Raw genomic sequence first — 14,824 nt, 5'->3', positions numbered from 1 at the left:
CGGCCACCGATCCCACCAAAAGGGCACCGCATGGGCCATCTGACCGACGGGTGCGAGCCCGCCCTTGGCTGCGTCGTCAGACACGCCGCAGCTGACGACGCAGCCATGCCACTCGGGCAGCGATGGCGTCCCGCGAGAGCACGGCGTGAGGAACCACGACGTCGAACCCGTGGAACCCGCCGGGCCAGACGTGCAGCTCGACGTGGCCGCCCGCCTGCCACATGCGGGTTGCGTAGGCGATGTCCTCGTCCCGGAACGTTTCGGCCGACCCGACGTCGACGAACGTGGACGGCAGACCGGAGAGGTCCGCGGCACGGGAAGGCGCAGCGTACGGAGACACGTCCGGTCCGCCGCGAACGCCGTCGCCGAGGAGTGCGTTCCAGCCGGTCTCGTTCGAGGAGCTGTCCCAGATGCCGAGGCCGCGCATCTGTTGCGCAGAAGGCGAGTCGTTGCGGTCGTCAAGCATCGGCGACAGGAGCAGCTGGGCGAGGACGGCCGGGCCGGTGCGGTCGCGTGCCAGCAAGGTGACACCGGCCGCGAGGCCGCCGCCGGCGCTCGCACCGCCGAGGACGATGCGCTCGGGGTCGATGTCGAGCTCGTGGGCGTGATCCGCCACCCACACCAGGCCCGCGTAGCAGTCCTCGACGGGACCCGGGTGGGGTGTCTCGGGTGCGAGCCGGTACTCGACCGAGACCACGGCCATGCCCATCGGTTCGGCCAGGTCCAGCATCTCGGCCAGGCCGAACCGGTTGTCTCCGACGATCATGCCGCCGCCGTGGATGTGGTAGATCGCCGGGGCCGGGGTCGCCGCGTGCTTCGGGAGACAGATCAGCAGCGAGATGTCCGGTTCCCCGGCCGGCCCGGGCACCGTCCGCTCCTCCACGCTGTAGGCGCCGCCGCGCGCGAGGATCTCGTCGGTCGGGGTCTCCACCCCGGGGACGGGCTGACGCATCTCGACGATGTTGTCCGGACGGTACGCGTCGGGTGGGCGCAGGCCGGCCAGCATCTCGACGACGGGAGCGAGCTGGGGGTCGAAGGGTGGTGGCGGTCCGGCCGCCTGGGCGGAGGACCGGTCCGTGACTTGCGTGGTCATGTGTTCTCCTTGCTGTGCTCAGACGGTCGGAACAGTCCCGCCGTCGATCACGTACTCGGCGCCCACGATCGCCGAGGCGCGGTCCGAGACCAGAAACCCGACCAGGTCCGCGATTTCGCCGGTGTTCGCGAACCGTCCCAGGGGTACTCCGCCGAGGGAGTCGTAGATGGTCTGCTTGGCTGCTTCACGGGTGAGTCCGTTGCCCTCGGCGATCCGGTCCACGAACCTTTCGTAGGCTTCGGTCTCGATCCCGCCGGGGCTGATCGCGTTGACCCGTACGCCGCGCGGCGCCAGCTCGTTGGCAAGTCCCTTGCTGTACGTGCGCAGAGCGGCCTTCGCGGCCGCGTACGCCAGGGACGCGTCGTACTGGGGCAGTTCACGCTGGATCGAGGTGAAGTGCAGTACGACGCCCGCCCCGGACTCGATCATCGCCGGGAGAAGAGCCCGATCGAGCCGCACCGCGCCCAGGAAGTTGAGGTTCAGCTCGGTGAGCCACTGGTCATCGGTGATGACCGCGAATCCACCGGCCGGCGTCGACGCGCCTCCGACGACGTGCACCAGGATGTCGAGCGCGCCGCCGGTCTCGGCGATGCGGGCGGCCACCGCGTCGGTGCCTTCGATCGTCGTCACGTCCGCTTCGATGAATCGATCGGGGTGCTCGTACCCGGCGGGCATCGTTCGCGCCGTCACGTACACGTCGGCACCCAGCTCCCGCAGCCTCTCGGCGACGGCCTTGCCCGAGCCTTTCGAACCGCCGGTGACCAGAGCCCGGCGACCGTCGAGACGATCACGATCTGAACTGGACATTTTTCTCCCTTGAAGAATGGCTCGGTCAGGCGGTGTGGTTGGCGATGACGAGTTCGGCGATGCGGTCGTCCCGCACCGTGAACCGGTAGTCGAGTTCGGCGACGCCACCCGGGAAGGTGCCCTCGAGCCGCACGGTGACCACCCAGTGGGTGTCGTCGACGCGGTGGGCGCCGATCTGTTCGGTCGTGTACTCGAACTCGGACCCGGCGTCTCGCAGGAACGCGTGGGTCTGCTCCCGGCCGCGGAAGGTTTCGTCCTGGTCGACGATGACCGCGTCCTCGGTGAGCAACGACGAGGCGGTGCCGGCGTCGCGGGCTACGTGGGCGGCGAGGAATTCGCGGACGGGGGCCGGGAGCAGATCGGTGTGCTGTGTCATGAGCTCATCGTGTGCTCTCGCGGCGTGGGAGGGTCAAGCCGTGGACTCTCTCCCGGGGGGAGAGTCCAGAATGGAGGGATGCTGAGCATCGGGGAGTTTTCGCGGCTGACCCACTTGAGCGTGCGGACCCTGCGCCGGTACCACGAGGCGGCCCTGCTGGAGCCCGCCGTGGTGGACCAGGCCACCGGTTACCGCTACTACGGCGTCGACCAGATCCCGGTCGCGCAGGTCATCCACCGGCTGCGCGAACTCGACGTCCCGTTGAGCGATGTGCAGCGCATCCTGCGGACCCCCGATCCCGGTGTCCGGGCGGCCCTGGTCGCGGACCACTTGCAACGCCTGGAGGACGTGCTCGACCGCACCCGGGCCGCGGTCGTGTCGCTGCGACGCTTGCTGCGGCCCGACCCCGCGCCGATCGAGGTCGAGCTGCGTGCGGAGCCCGCCCGGACGGTCGCGGCGGTGGAGGCCGTGGTCGGGCACGGCGACGTCGAGGCCTGGTTCGCCGGCGCGATGGCCGAGTTGGCGGCGGCCGTCGGCGCCGCCGTGACCGGACCGCCGGGAGGGTGCTACGACAACGCCCTTTTCGAACAGGAACGCGGTCACGCGCTCGTCTACCTGCCGACCGCTGCGCCACCTCGCACCGGACGCGTGCACCCCGTAGTTCTGCCGGCCGTGGAACTGGCCGTTACCACCCACGTCGGCGAGCACGACGGCATCGAGGTCACCTACGGCGAACTCGGGACCTGGGTGGTGGAGAACGCGATGTCGGTGGCCGGGCCGGTGCGGGAGGTCTACGTTGTCGGCCCTGGTGACGCGAGCGATCCCGCTGCGTGGCGGACCGAGATCGGCTGGCCGGTCTTCCGCGTGACCTGAAGCGCCGCAGCCGGAGCTCAGCTCTGAGCGACCTCGGCGGTGTGCGCGCGGGTGTAGCGCTCGCCGATCACCTGGTCGCTCAGCGGGTCCAGCGCGGCGAGCGCTTCGGCGTCCAGGGTGAGTTCCAGCGCGGCCGCGTTCTGCTCCAGCCGGGCCGGGCTGCGGGTGCCCGGAATGGCCGCCACCGCCACCCCGAGCCGCTCGGTCTGCGCGTACACCCAGGCCAGCGCCACCTGAGCCGGGGTCGCACCCAGCCGGTCGGCCACTTCGCGCACGGTCTGCGCGATCTTCTCGTTGGCCTCGCCCGCCTCGCCGGCGAAGCGGGGGTTGGTACGCCGGAAGTCCTTCTCGCCCAGCGTGGCGCGGTCCAGGGTGCCGGTCAGGAATCCCCGCCCCAGCGGTGAGTACGGCACCAGCCCGACGCCGAGCTCGGCCAGCACCGGGGTGACCGCCTCGACGTCTCGGGTCCAGAGCGAGTACTCGCTCTGCACCGCGGTGATCGGGTGCACCGCGTGCGCCCGGCGCAGCAGCTCGCTGTCGACCTCGGACAGGCCCAGGTGGCGGACCTTGCCGGCCTCGACGAGCTCGGCCATCGCCCCGACGGTCTCCTCGATCTCCACGTCCTGGGGCGGGCGGTGGGCGTAGTACAGGTCGATCACGTCCACGCCCAGCCGCAGCAGCGAGGCGTCGCAGGCGCGCAGCACGTAGTCCCGGGCACCGCGGATGCGGCGGGCCCGGTCGCCGCCGCTGCGGTCGATGCCGAACTTGGTGGCCAGCTGCACCTGGTCCCGGCGGCCGTGGATGGCCCGGCCCACCAGCACCTCGTTGTGCCCGCTGCCGTAGGCGTCGGCGGTGTCGAGGAACGTGATGCCCAGTTCGAGGGCCCGGTCGATGGTGGCCAGGCCGCCGTCCCAGTCGGCGGCGCCGTAGCTTTCGCTCATTCCCATGCACCCCAGGCCCATCGCGCTGACGGTGAGACCGGGTGAGCCGAGGGTGGTTCGGGTGATCATGCGCGGGCACTCCTCCTGCCCGGTGGACCGGGCGGTACTTCGGGGGCTGACGAACGCCTGCGACGCTAGGACCTGGAGCGCGCTCCAAGTCAAGCCGTCGGGCCGGCCTCACCGACGGGTCGGACGCGGCAGGGGGAGAAGGTGGCGGCGTCAGCTGACATCGTGAGATAACGACCGGATATGCGCTTACGAGGTGGGGTGGTCGGCCCATCGGCCTTTCTTGGGCCCGGCGAACCACTCCGCGCGGCGGGCCAGGTCCTCGACCGTCGTCCCGGCCGCCGGGACGACGAGACCGTCGGGCCCCACCACGTCGATCAACGCCTCCTCGGCCCGCGCTCCGTCGTCCCAGTTGAGGCAGGACGGGCTCCAGCCGCCGCGGACGCCCCGGTCGTCGAAGTCGAGGCGGAGCGTGGCGATGACGGTGCGTTTTTCGATGCAATCCCGGGACACCAAGAGCCAGGGAGTGCCGTCGTCATCGGCGTGCAGCCAGTAGTCCGGTTCCGGAGCCAGCGAAGTCGCGAAGGCGAGTTCCCCGTCGGCCCGCCTTCGCGCCGTCCGCCCCCACTTCGAACGCTTCTGCCAGCCGGTGGCGCCCACGCCGTCCCGGGCCGCGGCGCGGAGTCGCCGTCACGGGTGTGGTCGCTGTTTGATGTGTGCGGCAAGGAGGTCGACGACTTCGGCGATCCGTGCCGCACGGAGATCCGGGCGGCGGGTGGTCGCATCGATCCAGCGGAGGTAGGCCTTGCGGTAGAACTGCGCCAGCGTGTCGAAGAAGGCAGCGGGCGGACCGGCGGCGATGACGGCGCGGAACTGCTGCGGGTGCACGGCCGTGATCGTCGCATGGTCGTCGCAACGCTCGGTGAGCGGCAAGAGCGTGCGTCGTGCTGATCAACTCATGGGCGGAAGCCAATCGCCTGTCTCGCGGTGGCGACCAAGTCCGACGGCATCGAACTCGTCGAAGTGCTCGCCCTTGACCACGCCATGCCACCGAAGCGCCCGGGAGATGGGGCTGCCCTCGGCCGGTATCGGCTTTCCTGTGGCCAGGTGCAGGGGGCCGAGCACTACCTGACCGCCGTCCCATACCTGTGCGGACTGGGTTCCGCTCCCACCGAAGTAGTCGGCCTCGACGTAGGTGACGGGACCGCCTGTCGAACAAGCGGCCAAGGCGCGGCCGAACCCGGCCGGTGCCTTCCAGAACACATCGAGCTTGGCCGCTCCGGCGACGGTGACCGCATCGAACAAGGCGTCGGTGATCGGTAGCAAGCAGAGGTGCTGGGTGAGCGGAACGAGGCATGCGTCCTCCGCCGTGCCCGCCAACTTCCGGAGGACGGGCTCGGTGGCGATGGCTCCCTGCAGCTGATATCCCACGCCCTTATTCTCGTTCCCAGCTGATCACGCGGGCCGGCGGGCGTCGGGATCTGCGACGGGGATCCAGCATGCCGGTCGGTCACCCGGCGATGTGTGGTTTGGCGGGTGCGGGGAAGGTGGCCAGTCCCGCTTCGGCCAGGCGGGCGGCACGGCGGACCTCCCGGCTCACGGCCTTGATCGCGTCCGGCAGGGGGTGGCCGGGGCGCACGTGGGTCCGGAGGGCGCGGAACTGGACCCGCCACAGGCCGAGGAGCGTCGCCGCGGCGATCTGGGGTTCCGGGTCGTCGGGATGCAGACCGGTCCGGGTGGCGAGTGCTTCGGCGGCGATGTCGACGAACCGGTCGGCGATGTCGCTCTGATATGCCCGCAGTGACGGGGTGTTCCGGATCAGGTCGCCGAACTTCCGGTACTGCGCCAGTGCGCGATCGCTGTCGGCGGCGAGACCCGTGGCGAGGCCGTCCAATTCGTCGTCGAGGATGCTCAGCATCGCCTCGACCGGGGTCAGCGCCGGGTCCGGCAGGTGGGTGCGCAACGCGTCGGCGGTGGCCTCGAGCCGGTCCAGGAGCAGCGCCTCCTTGCTCGGGAAGTAGTTGAAGACGGTCTTTTCGGACACCCCGCACGCTTCGCCGACGTCGGCCACCCGGACGGCGTCGAAGCCGCGTTCGAGGAACATCCGCGCGGCGGTGTCGGACAGCTGCCGGCGCATCGCGCGCTTCTTGCGCTCGCGCAACCCTTCCACGGCCGGCCGGCCAGTTCCCGTTGTCGTCACGCGACCATGCTACTTCAGTCACCGGAAAAGTTCTGCTACAGTAATTTTATAGCCACTGAAGTAAAGGAGTCGGCTGTGTCTGAGATCCACATCGTCCGCGACTACCCGCACTCGCCCGTGAAGGTCTGGCGCGCCATGACCGACCCGGACCTGATCCCGTACTGGACGTCGACCGGGAAAGGCGCCCGCGCCGAGGGGTTCGAGCCGGTGGTCGGCACCAAGTTCCGGTTCGTCGCCAAGCCGATGCCCGGCTGGCGGGGCATCGTCGACTGCGAGGTGCTGGAGGTCCGCGAGCGGGAACTGCTGCACTACACCTGGATCGGCGCCGAGGGGGAGACACCCAGCCACGTCCGTTACCGGCTCGAACCCACCGGCGGAGGAACCCGTTTCACCTACCACCACACCGGGTTCACCGGCATCGGCGGATTCGCCATGGCCAAGCTGCTCGGCTCGGTCCGGACCAGGATGCTCACCGTCGGCGTGCCTGCTCTGCTGGCCGAGCTGGACGAGACCGGCGCACTGCTCCCGGACGCGGCCCTGCGGCTGACGCGACCCCGATGAACGTCCCCGCCCAGGTACTCGCGCTCGTCGCGGCGCTGATGCACCTGTGGATCTTCACGATGGAAAGCGTCCGCTTCAGGCGGCCGGAGGTGCACGCGATGTTCGAGGTGCGCGCGGCGGATCTCGACGTCGTCCGCCCCTGGGCGTTCCACCAGGGTTGCTACAACGCACTCCTGGCCCTGCAGGTGCTCGCGGGGCTGACCGCGGTGCACTCGGGCGCGACCGCGGCCGGCCAGGCTCTGGTGCTGGCCGCGGGTGTTTCCATGCTCGCGGCGAGCGTGGCGCTGTTCGCCTTCGACCCCCGCCGGGCGCGGATCAAGGGCTTGCTCGGCCAGGGCGCACCCGCCCTGGCCACGCTCATCGCCCTGATGGCCTGAGTCGCCTTCAGCGAAGCGTGCCGACGGCTTCCGGCACGTCCTGGTGGACCACGGAAGCGGTCTGACCGCGTACCCCGCGATTCGCGCTGGTGAGCCGGTCGCCCGTCAGTTCGTCGCCGGGTAGTCCAGGCCGTCGCCCAGCAGATCGAACACCTGCCCGTACAGCTCCGAGGCCCGGCGTGACGGATCCAGCGCGCGCCGGGCCTCCACGGCCGCGGGGGCGGCGCAGAGCGCGACGGCGGCGACGAGGCCAGGGCGCGGATCCGTCGACGGCTCGACTCCCATCCGTTGCCCGAGCAGTCCCCGCACTTCGGCCAGCCGGGCCGTGCTGTGGTCGGCCGCCGCGGCGCGCACCGTCGGGTTGCTCGCGACCAGCGACTGGAGCTGGTGGAACCGGAGGGCGTCGCAGTCCTCGTCCTTCTCGTACCGCCGCAGCGTGTCGACCACGGCGGTGCGCAGCGCGGTCAGCACCGACTCCTCGGCCGGGCGGGTGCGCAGCGCCTCGACGATCGCGTCGTGCTGCTCGGTGAGCACCGAGAGCGCGGCGTCCTCCTTCGAGCTGAAGTAGCGGTGGAAGGTCCGCGCCGACACGCCGACCACCTCCGCGATCTGCTCGACCGTCGTGTCGGCGAAGCCCTGTCGCGCGAACAGCTCGTACGCCGCGTCGATCAGCGACCTGCGGGTACGGACCTTCTTCCGCTCGCGCAGACCCGGGGTGCTCATGGCCGCGAGCTTACCCAACCCCCGCCAGATCGAGTCGTCGCCAGACAATTGTCTTATTGCGACAACTGTCAGAGTGCGACATTATCGGTCGCATGAGCCTCTCGATCCGCAACTCCGGCCCGTTCTGGCGGCTCCAGCGCCGGGCCGCCCGCCTCAACACCGCCCTGTTCCAGGCCACGAAAGGCCGGGTGGGGGCGACGTTCCGCGGCGCACCGGTGCTGCTGCTCGACCATGCGGGGCGACGCAGCGGCACCGTCCGCACAACTCCGTTGATCTACCTCGATGACCGGCCCGACCTGGTCGTCGTCGCCTCCAAGGGCGGCTCCGACACGCATCCGGCCTGGTACCTCAACCTGCTAGCCATGCCGGTCACCGAGGTCGAGCTGCCCGGCGGGGTCCGCCGCGAGGTCCGGCCACGGCCGGCCTCGTCCGCCGAGCGCGCCGCCCTGTGGCCCCGGCTCGTCGCCGTCTACCCGCCCTACGCGGACTACGCCGGTCGCACCGAGCGGGAGATCCCGGTCGTCATCCTCGAACCAGCCGCCTGCACGACCCAGCGGGCGATCGTGCAGCACGGCTACGGCGCGGCCGACACGGTGCTGTCGGTTTCTGCCGCGCATCCCGTCGAGCCGCCGTCGCCGACCCAGGTCCGCATCCGCGTGCACGCGGCCTCGGTCAACCCCATCGACTGGCAGATGATCGAGGGCCACCGGCGGCTGCTGGTGAAGCGCCGGTTCCCGTACGTTCCGCTCTTCGACCTCGCCGGCGTCGTGACGGCCGCCGGGACCGAGGTCACCAGACTCCAGGTGGGCGACCGGGTGCACGCCGACAACAAGATCCACGGTGGCGGGGCCGGCGAGTACGTGAACGTGGAGCAGGAGCTGGTCAGCACCATCCCGCCGGGCCTCGGCTTCGCCGAAGCCGCCGCGCTGCCGCTGGCCGCCCAGACCGCGCTGCTCGCCATCGACAAGGCCGGGATCGGCGGGGGCAGCCGGGTGGTCGTGATCGGTGCCTCGGGTGGCGTCGGCACCTACGCCGTCCAGATGGCCAAGGCCCTCGGTGCTCACATCACCGCGGTCAGCAGCGCCCGCAACGCCGGCTTCGTCCGCTCCCTCGGCGCCGACGACGTCGTCGACTACACCACCGGCCGCTTCGACGCCGCCCTGCCCGCCGGCTCCGTCGACGCCGTCCTGGACTTCGTCGGCGGTCGTGCCCAGTGGCTGGCCGCCCGCACCGTCCTGGCCCGCGGCGGCCGCTTCGTCACCATCTCCCGTGACGAGGACGACCGCATCACCCTCGGCTCCGGCCTGCGCGTCGGGGCCGCCATCCTCGTGCGCCAGGCCCGCTCCCGCTTCGGCCGCCGGATCGCCTACATCCCGGTGTTCCTCGACGCTTCCCGCACCCTGCTCGACCGCGTCGACCGCATGGTCTCCGCCGGCGAGCTCAAGGTCCACATCGACCGCACCTACGGGCCTGCTCTCCCCGACGTCCTCGCCGCCCTCCACCACAGCAAGACCGGCCGGACCGTCGGCAAGATCGTCGTGGCGGTCGCCCCCGCCGACACCGCCTGAGCCGGTGGGGCGATCAATCGGCCCGGCGGGCCGCCTGCACCAGCGGGACGATGGTGGTGAGCGTGTGGTGGCGGTTCTCCGGGCTGGTCGCAGCGACGAGGTCCACCCTTGGGTCCCACGGGTGCTCGAGCATGCCGGCCACCGCCCGGGCCGTGTCGGTGTTCTCCAGCCGGTCGATCAGGTGCAGTGCCATGTCGATGCCGGCGGTGATGCCCGCGCCGGTCACCACCGGGCCGGTGTCGACCCAGCGCCGGTCGCGGACGACGTCGACCTTCGGGTGCTGACCGGCCAGCTCGTCCAGCACGAGCCAGTGGGAGGTGGCGGCCCGGCCGTCGAGCAGCCCGGCCGCGGCGTAGACCATCGCGCCGTTGCAGACCGAAGTCATGATCGTGCCGTGCTCGGCGAGGGCCCGCATCCGGGCCAGATGGGCCTGGTCGGCGTAGAGCGTGTCGATGCCCGCGCCGCCGGGGTGGACGACGAGGTCGGGCCGGGGCTCGTCGTCGATCCCGCCGTCCGGGGTGACCGTCAACCCCAGCGCGCAGCGCACGGGCGCCCCGTCGAGGCTGGCCGTGCGCACGCTCACCGGACGGGTCGCCACCCTCTGCCAGATGCGGAGCGTCTCCCACGGGCCGGTGAAGTCCAGCTCCTCGACGCCGTCGAAGAGGAGCACGGTGATGCGGTAGGGCCGCGTGTCTGTCATGCCCTCATCCTTCGCGCGCCGCCCCGCCGCGGCGAGTAGCAGGAATGCCCCTGGTCGATAGGATTCCGCCATGACCGGTTCGTCCCGGCGGCGGCATCGCGTCGCGGTACTCGCCCTCGACGGTGTGCAACCGATGGAGGTCGGCATGCCGTTCCAGACCTTCGGCCTCCACGACAGCCACTACGACGTCATCCTGTGCGGGCGGTCCGCCGGGCCGGTCGAGACCCTCAACGGCTGGTCGCTCACCGCGCCACACGGCCTCGACGAGGTGGTCACGGCGGACACGGTGATCGTGCCCGCCTACCGGGGCTCGGAGCGGGACACCCCACCGGATGCCACCCCGGACGTGCGGGACGCGCTCCGCGAGGCGCACTCCCGGGGCGCGCGGATCGCCACCATCTGCACGGGCGCGTTCGCCCTGGCCTCCACCGGCCTGCTCGACGGCCGGCGCGCGACCACCCACTGGCTGCTCACCGACGAGCTGGCCCGCCGGCACCCGCGCATCGAGGTGGACCCCGGCGTGCTCTACGTCGACAACGGCTCCCTGCTGACCTCGGCCGGGGTGGCCAGCGGCATCGACCTCTGCCTGCACCTGCTGCGCCGGGACTGCGGCGCGGCCACGGCTACGTCGATCGCCCGCGGGATCGTGGCCGCGCCACACCGCGAGGGCGGCCAGGCACAGTACGTGACCCGCCCGCCCGCGCCACCGAACCGCACCGAGCTGAGCGCGACCCTGGAGTGGGCCCTGCGCCGCCTCGACACCCCGCTGACGGTCGCCGCGCTGGCCGAGCACGCCGCGGTCGCCGAGCGCACGTTCGCGCGGATCTTCACCGCGAAGCTCGGGGTCAGCCCGATCAAGTGGCTCACGGCCGCTCGCGTCAGCCGCGCCCGCGAACTGCTCGAGACGACGGACGCCGGGGTGGACCACATCGGCCGGGCCTGCGGTCTGGGAAGCCCGGCGAATTTCCGCCACCACTTCCGGCTCGCGACAGGAACCACCCCGACCGACTACCGCCGCACCTTCTCGTCCCGCACCCCACCCGGTGTCCATGCGGACAGGTCGGGGTAGCAGCCGACGTTGCCCGCGGCCGCGAAGGTCAGTCGAACAGGTCGGGGGATTCCGCGACGACCTGGTCCCAGAGCGGCCGGAACTGGAACCAGCCGGCGACCGGGTTCCCGGTCTGGTCGCGTACGCCCACCGCGGTGTCGTGGTCGATGAGGGTCGGCTCGCCGGCCGCCATCGCCAGCAGCTGGGCCTGGCACGAGCGCTCCATCGTGATGAACCACCAGGCGGCGGCCGAGACCATCGTGGCGTCGTTCGTCCACCGCGCCATGCGAGCACAGGGAGCACCGGGAAAATTCACCGGTGAAGACTGGATCCGCTATGCCGACCAGCTGACGGCCATGGTCTTGGCCTATTTGCGGACGCCCGACGACCTCGGCAGTGCCCAGTGACCTGCTGAACTCCGCTTCGCAGGGCAACCGCCACCGCCGGCGAGCGCCGGCGGCGAGCTGAATTTGTCCTTTGTGGACCCCGCCACCATGGGTGCCTCACGTCACGCTGTGTGCGTATTGGAACGCAATAAATAGTCGGGTGGCCGGATCCGCGACCGACGCCGACACGGACGCCGACGCTTTCCGCCGCTACTGGACCTCTGACGCCCGCTTCCACAGCCTGATCGCGGCACAGGCCGACAACCCGTTCCTCGAGAGCGCTTTCCGCGCACTCAGCGGGCCGGTGCAGCGATTCCGGTTGTTCATGAAGGCCGGGCACGCGCACGCCGGCCAAGCCGCGGCCGAGCACCAGCGCATCCTGGACGCCCTCGCTTCGGGCGATCCGGCCGCGGCTGCGGAGGAGATGCTCGCGCACGTCAAGGCGGCGTCCGAACGCGCGCTGCCGGAGCACGGCGAAACGGCCTCCTGAGCGACGGTACCGACCACGGCGACGGCCTCTTCGCCCCGGTAGCCGATGCCTGTTGGTCGACCGGGCGAAGGAGGCGGGTGCGCTGCGCACGGCGGGCTCGTGAGCGCGCCGCCCGCTTACTGCGCCGCGCCCAGGCGCTTGGTCGCCTACCTGCTCCGGGCCTTCCGCGCCGACGCCGCGGACGAGCCGCTGCCCGTACCGTCCTCAACGGACTTCCTGTCCGCGGGCCGGGCCATGGCTCGCGACGAACGTGTAGCGCCCCGGGGAAAGGACGCGACGGTTGTCGATTCCGGGCGGCCCCGCGCGGCGATAGGTTCGCCGGTGTGGCACCACCAAGTGATCCGGCTCACCCGCTGGCTGACCGGTCCCGGCCGAGGAGGCCTGCTTTGCGCTCCACGATGGACGAACGCTATCGCGCCGCACTGGCCCTGGTGCCGGAACGGTTGCCCGGACTGGTCCGCAACCGGGCGATCGATCCGCAGTGGACCGGTGACGGCGACGAGTTCTGGTACCGCCGTGACGGAGCCGACGGCCACGAATACGTCCTGGTCGACCCGGAGACCTTCACCAGGCGGCCGCTGTTCGACCGCGACGCGCTGGCCGAGCGGCTGAGCGCGGTGTTCGGCGCCGAGGTCGATCTCCGCACGATCCCGGTCACCGCTTACGAGCCGCACCTGGTGCGGCTCGGCGACGGCCGCGCCGCGGCGTTCGGGCCCGACGGCGACTCGGCCGTCCCCGCCGCGGAGCCCGCGCTGCGCAGCCCGGACGGCAAGACAGAGGTGTTCCGGCGCGAGCACGACCTGTGGCTGCGCGACGAGAACGGCGAGGAACGCCAGGTGACCCGAGCCGGCGAAGCGCACTTCGCCTGGGGTGCGACCCCGGACTACCTGCGTTCGAACCTGCCGCTGGCCGCGCGGGGCCGTCCGCTTCCGCCGATGGCCACGGCGTTCTCGCCCTCCGGCCGGCTTCTGCTCACCGGGCGGCTGGACGAGCGTTCGATGCCCGAGCACCCGTTCGTCGACCAGCTTCCGGCCGACCGGGCGAAGCCGCGGCTGGATCCCTTCCGCTACCACCACGTCGACGAACAGCCCGATGGCGTACCCCAGCTCGCGATCATCGACCTGGTGACCGGGGACCAGGCCGTCTTCGACGACGAGGACGGCTTGACCGACGGCCTCGCCATGACGCACCTCGACACCGTCGCGTGGTCGGCCGACGAGCGCTTCGTCCACCTGCTCGCCCACGAAACCGGCGGCAGAACCGCGGCGCTGCTGCGGATCGACACCCGTACCGGTGCGCGGACCGTGGCGCTCAGCGAGACGGCGGAGCCGATCTACGAACCCAACACCCACGAGTACAGCCTGCCGCTGATCCGCGTGCTGCCCGCGACGAACGAGGCGATCTGGTTCTCCCAGCGCGACGGCTGGGGCCACCTCTACCTCTACGACCTCGGCACCGGAGCCTGCCGGCACCGCATCACCAGCGGCGACCTCGTCGTCCGCGACATCCTGCGCGTCGACGAGCGGCGCCGCGAGGTGCTGTTCCTGGCCGGCACCGGCGAGGACGGCGGCAACCCGTACTGGCGCCGGCTCTACAAGGCGTCGCTGGACGGCGGTGCCCAGATGCTGCTCACACCGGAACCGGCCGACCACGAACTCAAGGCACCCGCCATCGCGTTCTTCACCGCGATCTTCGGCGGTGCGGCCGGCAGCTCGATCAGCCCCAGCGGCCGCTGCTTCGTGGACCACGTCTCGACCGTCGAGAAGCCGACCGAGATCGTCCTGCGCGACACCGCGACCGGCGCGGTCATCGGCGAACTGGAACGCGCGGACGTCTCCGCATTGACCGACGCGGGTTATGTGTTCCCCCAGCAGTTCCAGGTCACCGCCGACGACGGGAAGACGCCGCTGTGGGGGCTGCTCACGCTGCCCCCGGACCCCGTCGACCCGGAGCGGATCCCGGTCATCGACCTGATGTACGCGGGCTACCAGGTCGTCACCCAGCCGAGCGGGTTCCTCAGCGGCGGCGGCAACCCGTCCTGGGGCCGGCTCGGCGCGGCGTATGCTGCCCTCGGCTTCGCCACCGTTGTGCTCGACGGCCGCGGCACACCCGGCCGCGATCGCGTGTTCCGGCAGTGGACGCGGGAAGAACTCGACACCCCGCGCGGCATCGAGGACCACGTCACGGCCATCCGGGCACTGGCCGATCGGCATCCCGGACTGGACTTGTCCCGCGTCGGCGTGACCGGCCACTCCTACGGCGGGTACAACTCGGTGCGCGCGATGCTGTCCTTCCCCGAGTTCTTCACCGTCGGGGTCAGCTCCGCCGGGGTGCACGACGCGCGCAAGCTCCCGCGCGGCGCCTGGAACTGGCACCTGGGCAACGAAGACGCGAACGACCCCGGCAAGCTGGCCGCCCTCGGCAACCTCCGGCCGGCCGACCGGTTGCGCGGCAAGCTCTTGCTGGTGTCCGGCGACCGGGACGCCAACGTCAGCCTGGACCACACCTTCGCCCTGATCGACGCGCTCAGCCACGCGCGCAAGCGGTTCGACCTCAAGATCTGGCCCGGAGTCGACCACTACGGCGGCACCACTCCCTACGTCCGCGCGCTCATGTGGGACTACTTCGTCGAGCACCTGCTCGGCGAGGAGCCGCCCGCCGAGCTGCCCTGCTGA

General features: G+C 71.2%; 18 protein-coding genes. 7 read left to right on the top strand and 11 right to left on the bottom strand.

What is annotated here, in order from left to right; genetic code table 11:
- Positions 1 to 76: 76 nt before the first annotated feature.
- The 3 genes from SD460_RS44880 to SD460_RS44870 are packed head-to-tail and all read right to left on the bottom strand — an operon-like array spanning position 77 to position 2,276.
- Positions 77 to 1,093 carry an alpha/beta hydrolase gene (locus SD460_RS44880; RefSeq protein ID WP_290051887.1) on the bottom strand — a complete coding sequence of 339 codons (1,017 nt, stop codon included), beginning with the start codon at positions 1,091 to 1,093 and terminating at the stop codon, positions 77 to 79.
- Between the two features lie 18 nt (positions 1,094 to 1,111).
- A complete protein-coding gene (locus SD460_RS44875; RefSeq protein WP_290051889.1) occupies positions 1,112 to 1,900 on the bottom strand; it encodes an SDR family oxidoreductase in 789 nt (262 codons plus the stop codon).
- Positions 1,901 to 1,925: 25 nt separating this feature from the next.
- Positions 1,926 to 2,276 (bottom strand): nuclear transport factor 2 family protein, encoded by a 351-nt coding sequence (locus tag SD460_RS44870; protein WP_290051891.1) that lies wholly within the window; start codon positions 2,274 to 2,276, stop codon positions 1,926 to 1,928.
- Positions 2,277 to 2,354: 78 nt separating this feature from the next.
- Here SD460_RS44870 and SD460_RS44865 point away from each other — a divergent pair, with 78 nt between their 5' ends.
- Complete coding sequence (locus SD460_RS44865) at positions 2,355 to 3,149, top strand: MerR family transcriptional regulator (protein WP_290051892.1); 795 nt, start codon at positions 2,355 to 2,357, stop codon at positions 3,147 to 3,149.
- 17 nt (positions 3,150 to 3,166) lie between these two features.
- Here SD460_RS44865 and SD460_RS44860 read toward each other — a convergent pair whose 3' ends face one another.
- The 5 genes from SD460_RS44860 to SD460_RS44840 form a co-directional block, all read right to left on the bottom strand.
- Positions 3,167 to 4,159 (bottom strand): aldo/keto reductase, encoded by a 993-nt coding sequence (locus SD460_RS44860; RefSeq protein WP_290051894.1) that lies wholly within the window; start codon positions 4,157 to 4,159, stop codon positions 3,167 to 3,169.
- Positions 4,160 to 4,345: 186 nt separating this feature from the next.
- Positions 4,346 to 4,756: a hypothetical protein gene (locus SD460_RS44855; protein WP_318307721.1), complete on the bottom strand. Its 411-nt coding sequence runs from the start codon at positions 4,754 to 4,756 to the stop codon at positions 4,346 to 4,348.
- A 30-nt stretch (positions 4,757 to 4,786) separates the two neighbouring features.
- Positions 4,787 to 5,029 (bottom strand): YdeI/OmpD-associated family protein, encoded by a 243-nt coding sequence (locus SD460_RS44850; RefSeq protein ID WP_290051898.1) that lies wholly within the window; start codon positions 5,027 to 5,029, stop codon positions 4,787 to 4,789.
- Between the two features lie 18 nt (positions 5,030 to 5,047).
- Positions 5,048 to 5,527: a hypothetical protein gene (locus tag SD460_RS44845; RefSeq protein ID WP_290051899.1), complete on the bottom strand. Its 480-nt coding sequence runs from the start codon at positions 5,525 to 5,527 to the stop codon at positions 5,048 to 5,050.
- A gap of 79 nt (positions 5,528 to 5,606) precedes the next feature.
- Complete coding sequence (locus SD460_RS44840) at positions 5,607 to 6,296, bottom strand: TetR family transcriptional regulator (RefSeq protein ID WP_290051900.1); 690 nt, start codon at positions 6,294 to 6,296, stop codon at positions 5,607 to 5,609.
- A 75-nt stretch (positions 6,297 to 6,371) separates the two neighbouring features.
- On the opposite strand from SD460_RS44840, the gene SD460_RS44835 reads away from it, so the two are divergent.
- Together SD460_RS44835 and SD460_RS44830 are read left to right on the top strand one after the other, a co-directional pair.
- Positions 6,372 to 6,857 (top strand): SRPBCC family protein, encoded by a 486-nt coding sequence (locus tag SD460_RS44835; protein WP_290051902.1) that lies wholly within the window; start codon positions 6,372 to 6,374, stop codon positions 6,855 to 6,857.
- Entirely contained in the window at positions 6,854 to 7,234 is a 381-nt protein-coding gene (locus tag SD460_RS44830) for a DUF1304 domain-containing protein (RefSeq protein WP_290051903.1), read from the top strand. The genes SD460_RS44835 and SD460_RS44830 overlap by 4 nt, the downstream gene beginning before the upstream one ends.
- A 105-nt stretch (positions 7,235 to 7,339) precedes the next feature.
- Here SD460_RS44830 and SD460_RS44825 read toward each other — a convergent pair whose 3' ends face one another.
- Complete coding sequence (locus SD460_RS44825; RefSeq protein ID WP_318307720.1) at positions 7,340 to 7,957, bottom strand: TetR/AcrR family transcriptional regulator; 618 nt, start codon at positions 7,955 to 7,957, stop codon at positions 7,340 to 7,342.
- A gap of 92 nt (positions 7,958 to 8,049) precedes the next feature.
- Between SD460_RS44825 and SD460_RS44820 the strand changes: the two genes are divergently transcribed.
- On the top strand, positions 8,050 to 9,525 hold the full coding sequence (locus tag SD460_RS44820; protein WP_290051906.1) for a nitroreductase/quinone reductase family protein: 1,476 nt from the start codon (positions 8,050 to 8,052) through the stop codon (positions 9,523 to 9,525).
- A 13-nt stretch (positions 9,526 to 9,538) separates the two neighbouring features.
- Here SD460_RS44820 and SD460_RS44815 read toward each other — a convergent pair whose 3' ends face one another.
- The gene (locus SD460_RS44815) at positions 9,539 to 10,225 is read right to left on the bottom strand and encodes a DJ-1/PfpI family protein (RefSeq protein WP_290051908.1); all 687 of its coding nucleotides are present in this window, start codon (positions 10,223 to 10,225) and stop codon (positions 9,539 to 9,541) included.
- A gap of 70 nt (positions 10,226 to 10,295) precedes the next feature.
- Between SD460_RS44815 and SD460_RS44810 the strand changes: the two genes are divergently transcribed.
- Positions 10,296 to 11,294: a GlxA family transcriptional regulator gene (locus tag SD460_RS44810; RefSeq protein ID WP_290051910.1), complete on the top strand. Its 999-nt coding sequence runs from the start codon at positions 10,296 to 10,298 to the stop codon at positions 11,292 to 11,294.
- A gap of 28 nt (positions 11,295 to 11,322) precedes the next feature.
- Here SD460_RS44810 and SD460_RS44805 read toward each other — a convergent pair whose 3' ends face one another.
- Positions 11,323 to 11,559 carry a class II aldolase/adducin head domain-containing protein gene (locus SD460_RS44805; protein ID WP_290051911.1) on the bottom strand — a complete coding sequence of 79 codons (237 nt, stop codon included), beginning with the start codon at positions 11,557 to 11,559 and terminating at the stop codon, positions 11,323 to 11,325.
- Positions 11,560 to 11,819: 260 nt separating this feature from the next.
- Between SD460_RS44805 and SD460_RS44800 the strand changes: the two genes are divergently transcribed.
- Positions 11,820 to 12,149 (top strand): FCD domain-containing protein, encoded by a 330-nt coding sequence (locus SD460_RS44800; protein ID WP_290051912.1) that lies wholly within the window; start codon positions 11,820 to 11,822, stop codon positions 12,147 to 12,149.
- A gap of 398 nt (positions 12,150 to 12,547) precedes the next feature.
- Complete coding sequence (locus SD460_RS44795) at positions 12,548 to 14,824, top strand: S9 family peptidase (RefSeq protein ID WP_318307719.1); 2,277 nt, start codon at positions 12,548 to 12,550, stop codon at positions 14,822 to 14,824.

The sequence above is a fragment of the Amycolatopsis solani genome, from assembly GCF_033441515.1.
GTDB lineage: Bacteria > Actinomycetota > Actinomycetes > Mycobacteriales > Pseudonocardiaceae > Amycolatopsis > Amycolatopsis solani.
This window is presented reverse-complemented; position numbering and strand designations above follow the sequence as displayed.

What these genes read in the sequence shown, in the direction of transcription:
- SD460_RS44880 (WP_290051887.1), bottom strand. Translation starts at nt 1,093, where the DNA reads ATGACCACGCAAGTCACGGACCGGTCCTCCGCCCAGGCGGCCGGACCG.
- SD460_RS44875 (WP_290051889.1), bottom strand. Translation starts at nt 1,900, where the DNA reads ATGTCCAGTTCAGATCGTGATCGTCTCGACGGTCGCCGGGCTCTGGTC.
- SD460_RS44870 (WP_290051891.1), bottom strand. Translation starts at nt 2,276, where the DNA reads ATGACACAGCACACCGATCTGCTCCCGGCCCCCGTCCGCGAATTCCTC.
- SD460_RS44865 (WP_290051892.1), top strand. Translation starts at nt 2,355, where the DNA reads ATGCTGAGCATCGGGGAGTTTTCGCGGCTGACCCACTTGAGCGTGCGG.
- SD460_RS44860 (WP_290051894.1), bottom strand. Translation starts at nt 4,159, where the DNA reads ATGATCACCCGAACCACCCTCGGCTCACCCGGTCTCACCGTCAGCGCG.
- SD460_RS44830 (WP_290051903.1), top strand. Translation starts at nt 6,854, where the DNA reads ATGAACGTCCCCGCCCAGGTACTCGCGCTCGTCGCGGCGCTGATGCAC.
- SD460_RS44825 (WP_318307720.1), bottom strand. Translation starts at nt 7,957, where the DNA reads ATGAGCACCCCGGGTCTGCGCGAGCGGAAGAAGGTCCGTACCCGCAGG.
- SD460_RS44820 (WP_290051906.1), top strand. Translation starts at nt 8,050, where the DNA reads ATGAGCCTCTCGATCCGCAACTCCGGCCCGTTCTGGCGGCTCCAGCGC.
- SD460_RS44815 (WP_290051908.1), bottom strand. Translation starts at nt 10,225, where the DNA reads ATGACAGACACGCGGCCCTACCGCATCACCGTGCTCCTCTTCGACGGC.
- SD460_RS44810 (WP_290051910.1), top strand. Translation starts at nt 10,296, where the DNA reads ATGACCGGTTCGTCCCGGCGGCGGCATCGCGTCGCGGTACTCGCCCTC.
- SD460_RS44805 (WP_290051911.1), bottom strand. Translation starts at nt 11,559, where the DNA reads ATGGCGCGGTGGACGAACGACGCCACGATGGTCTCGGCCGCCGCCTGG.
- SD460_RS44795 (WP_318307719.1), top strand. Translation starts at nt 12,548, where the DNA reads ATGGACGAACGCTATCGCGCCGCACTGGCCCTGGTGCCGGAACGGTTG.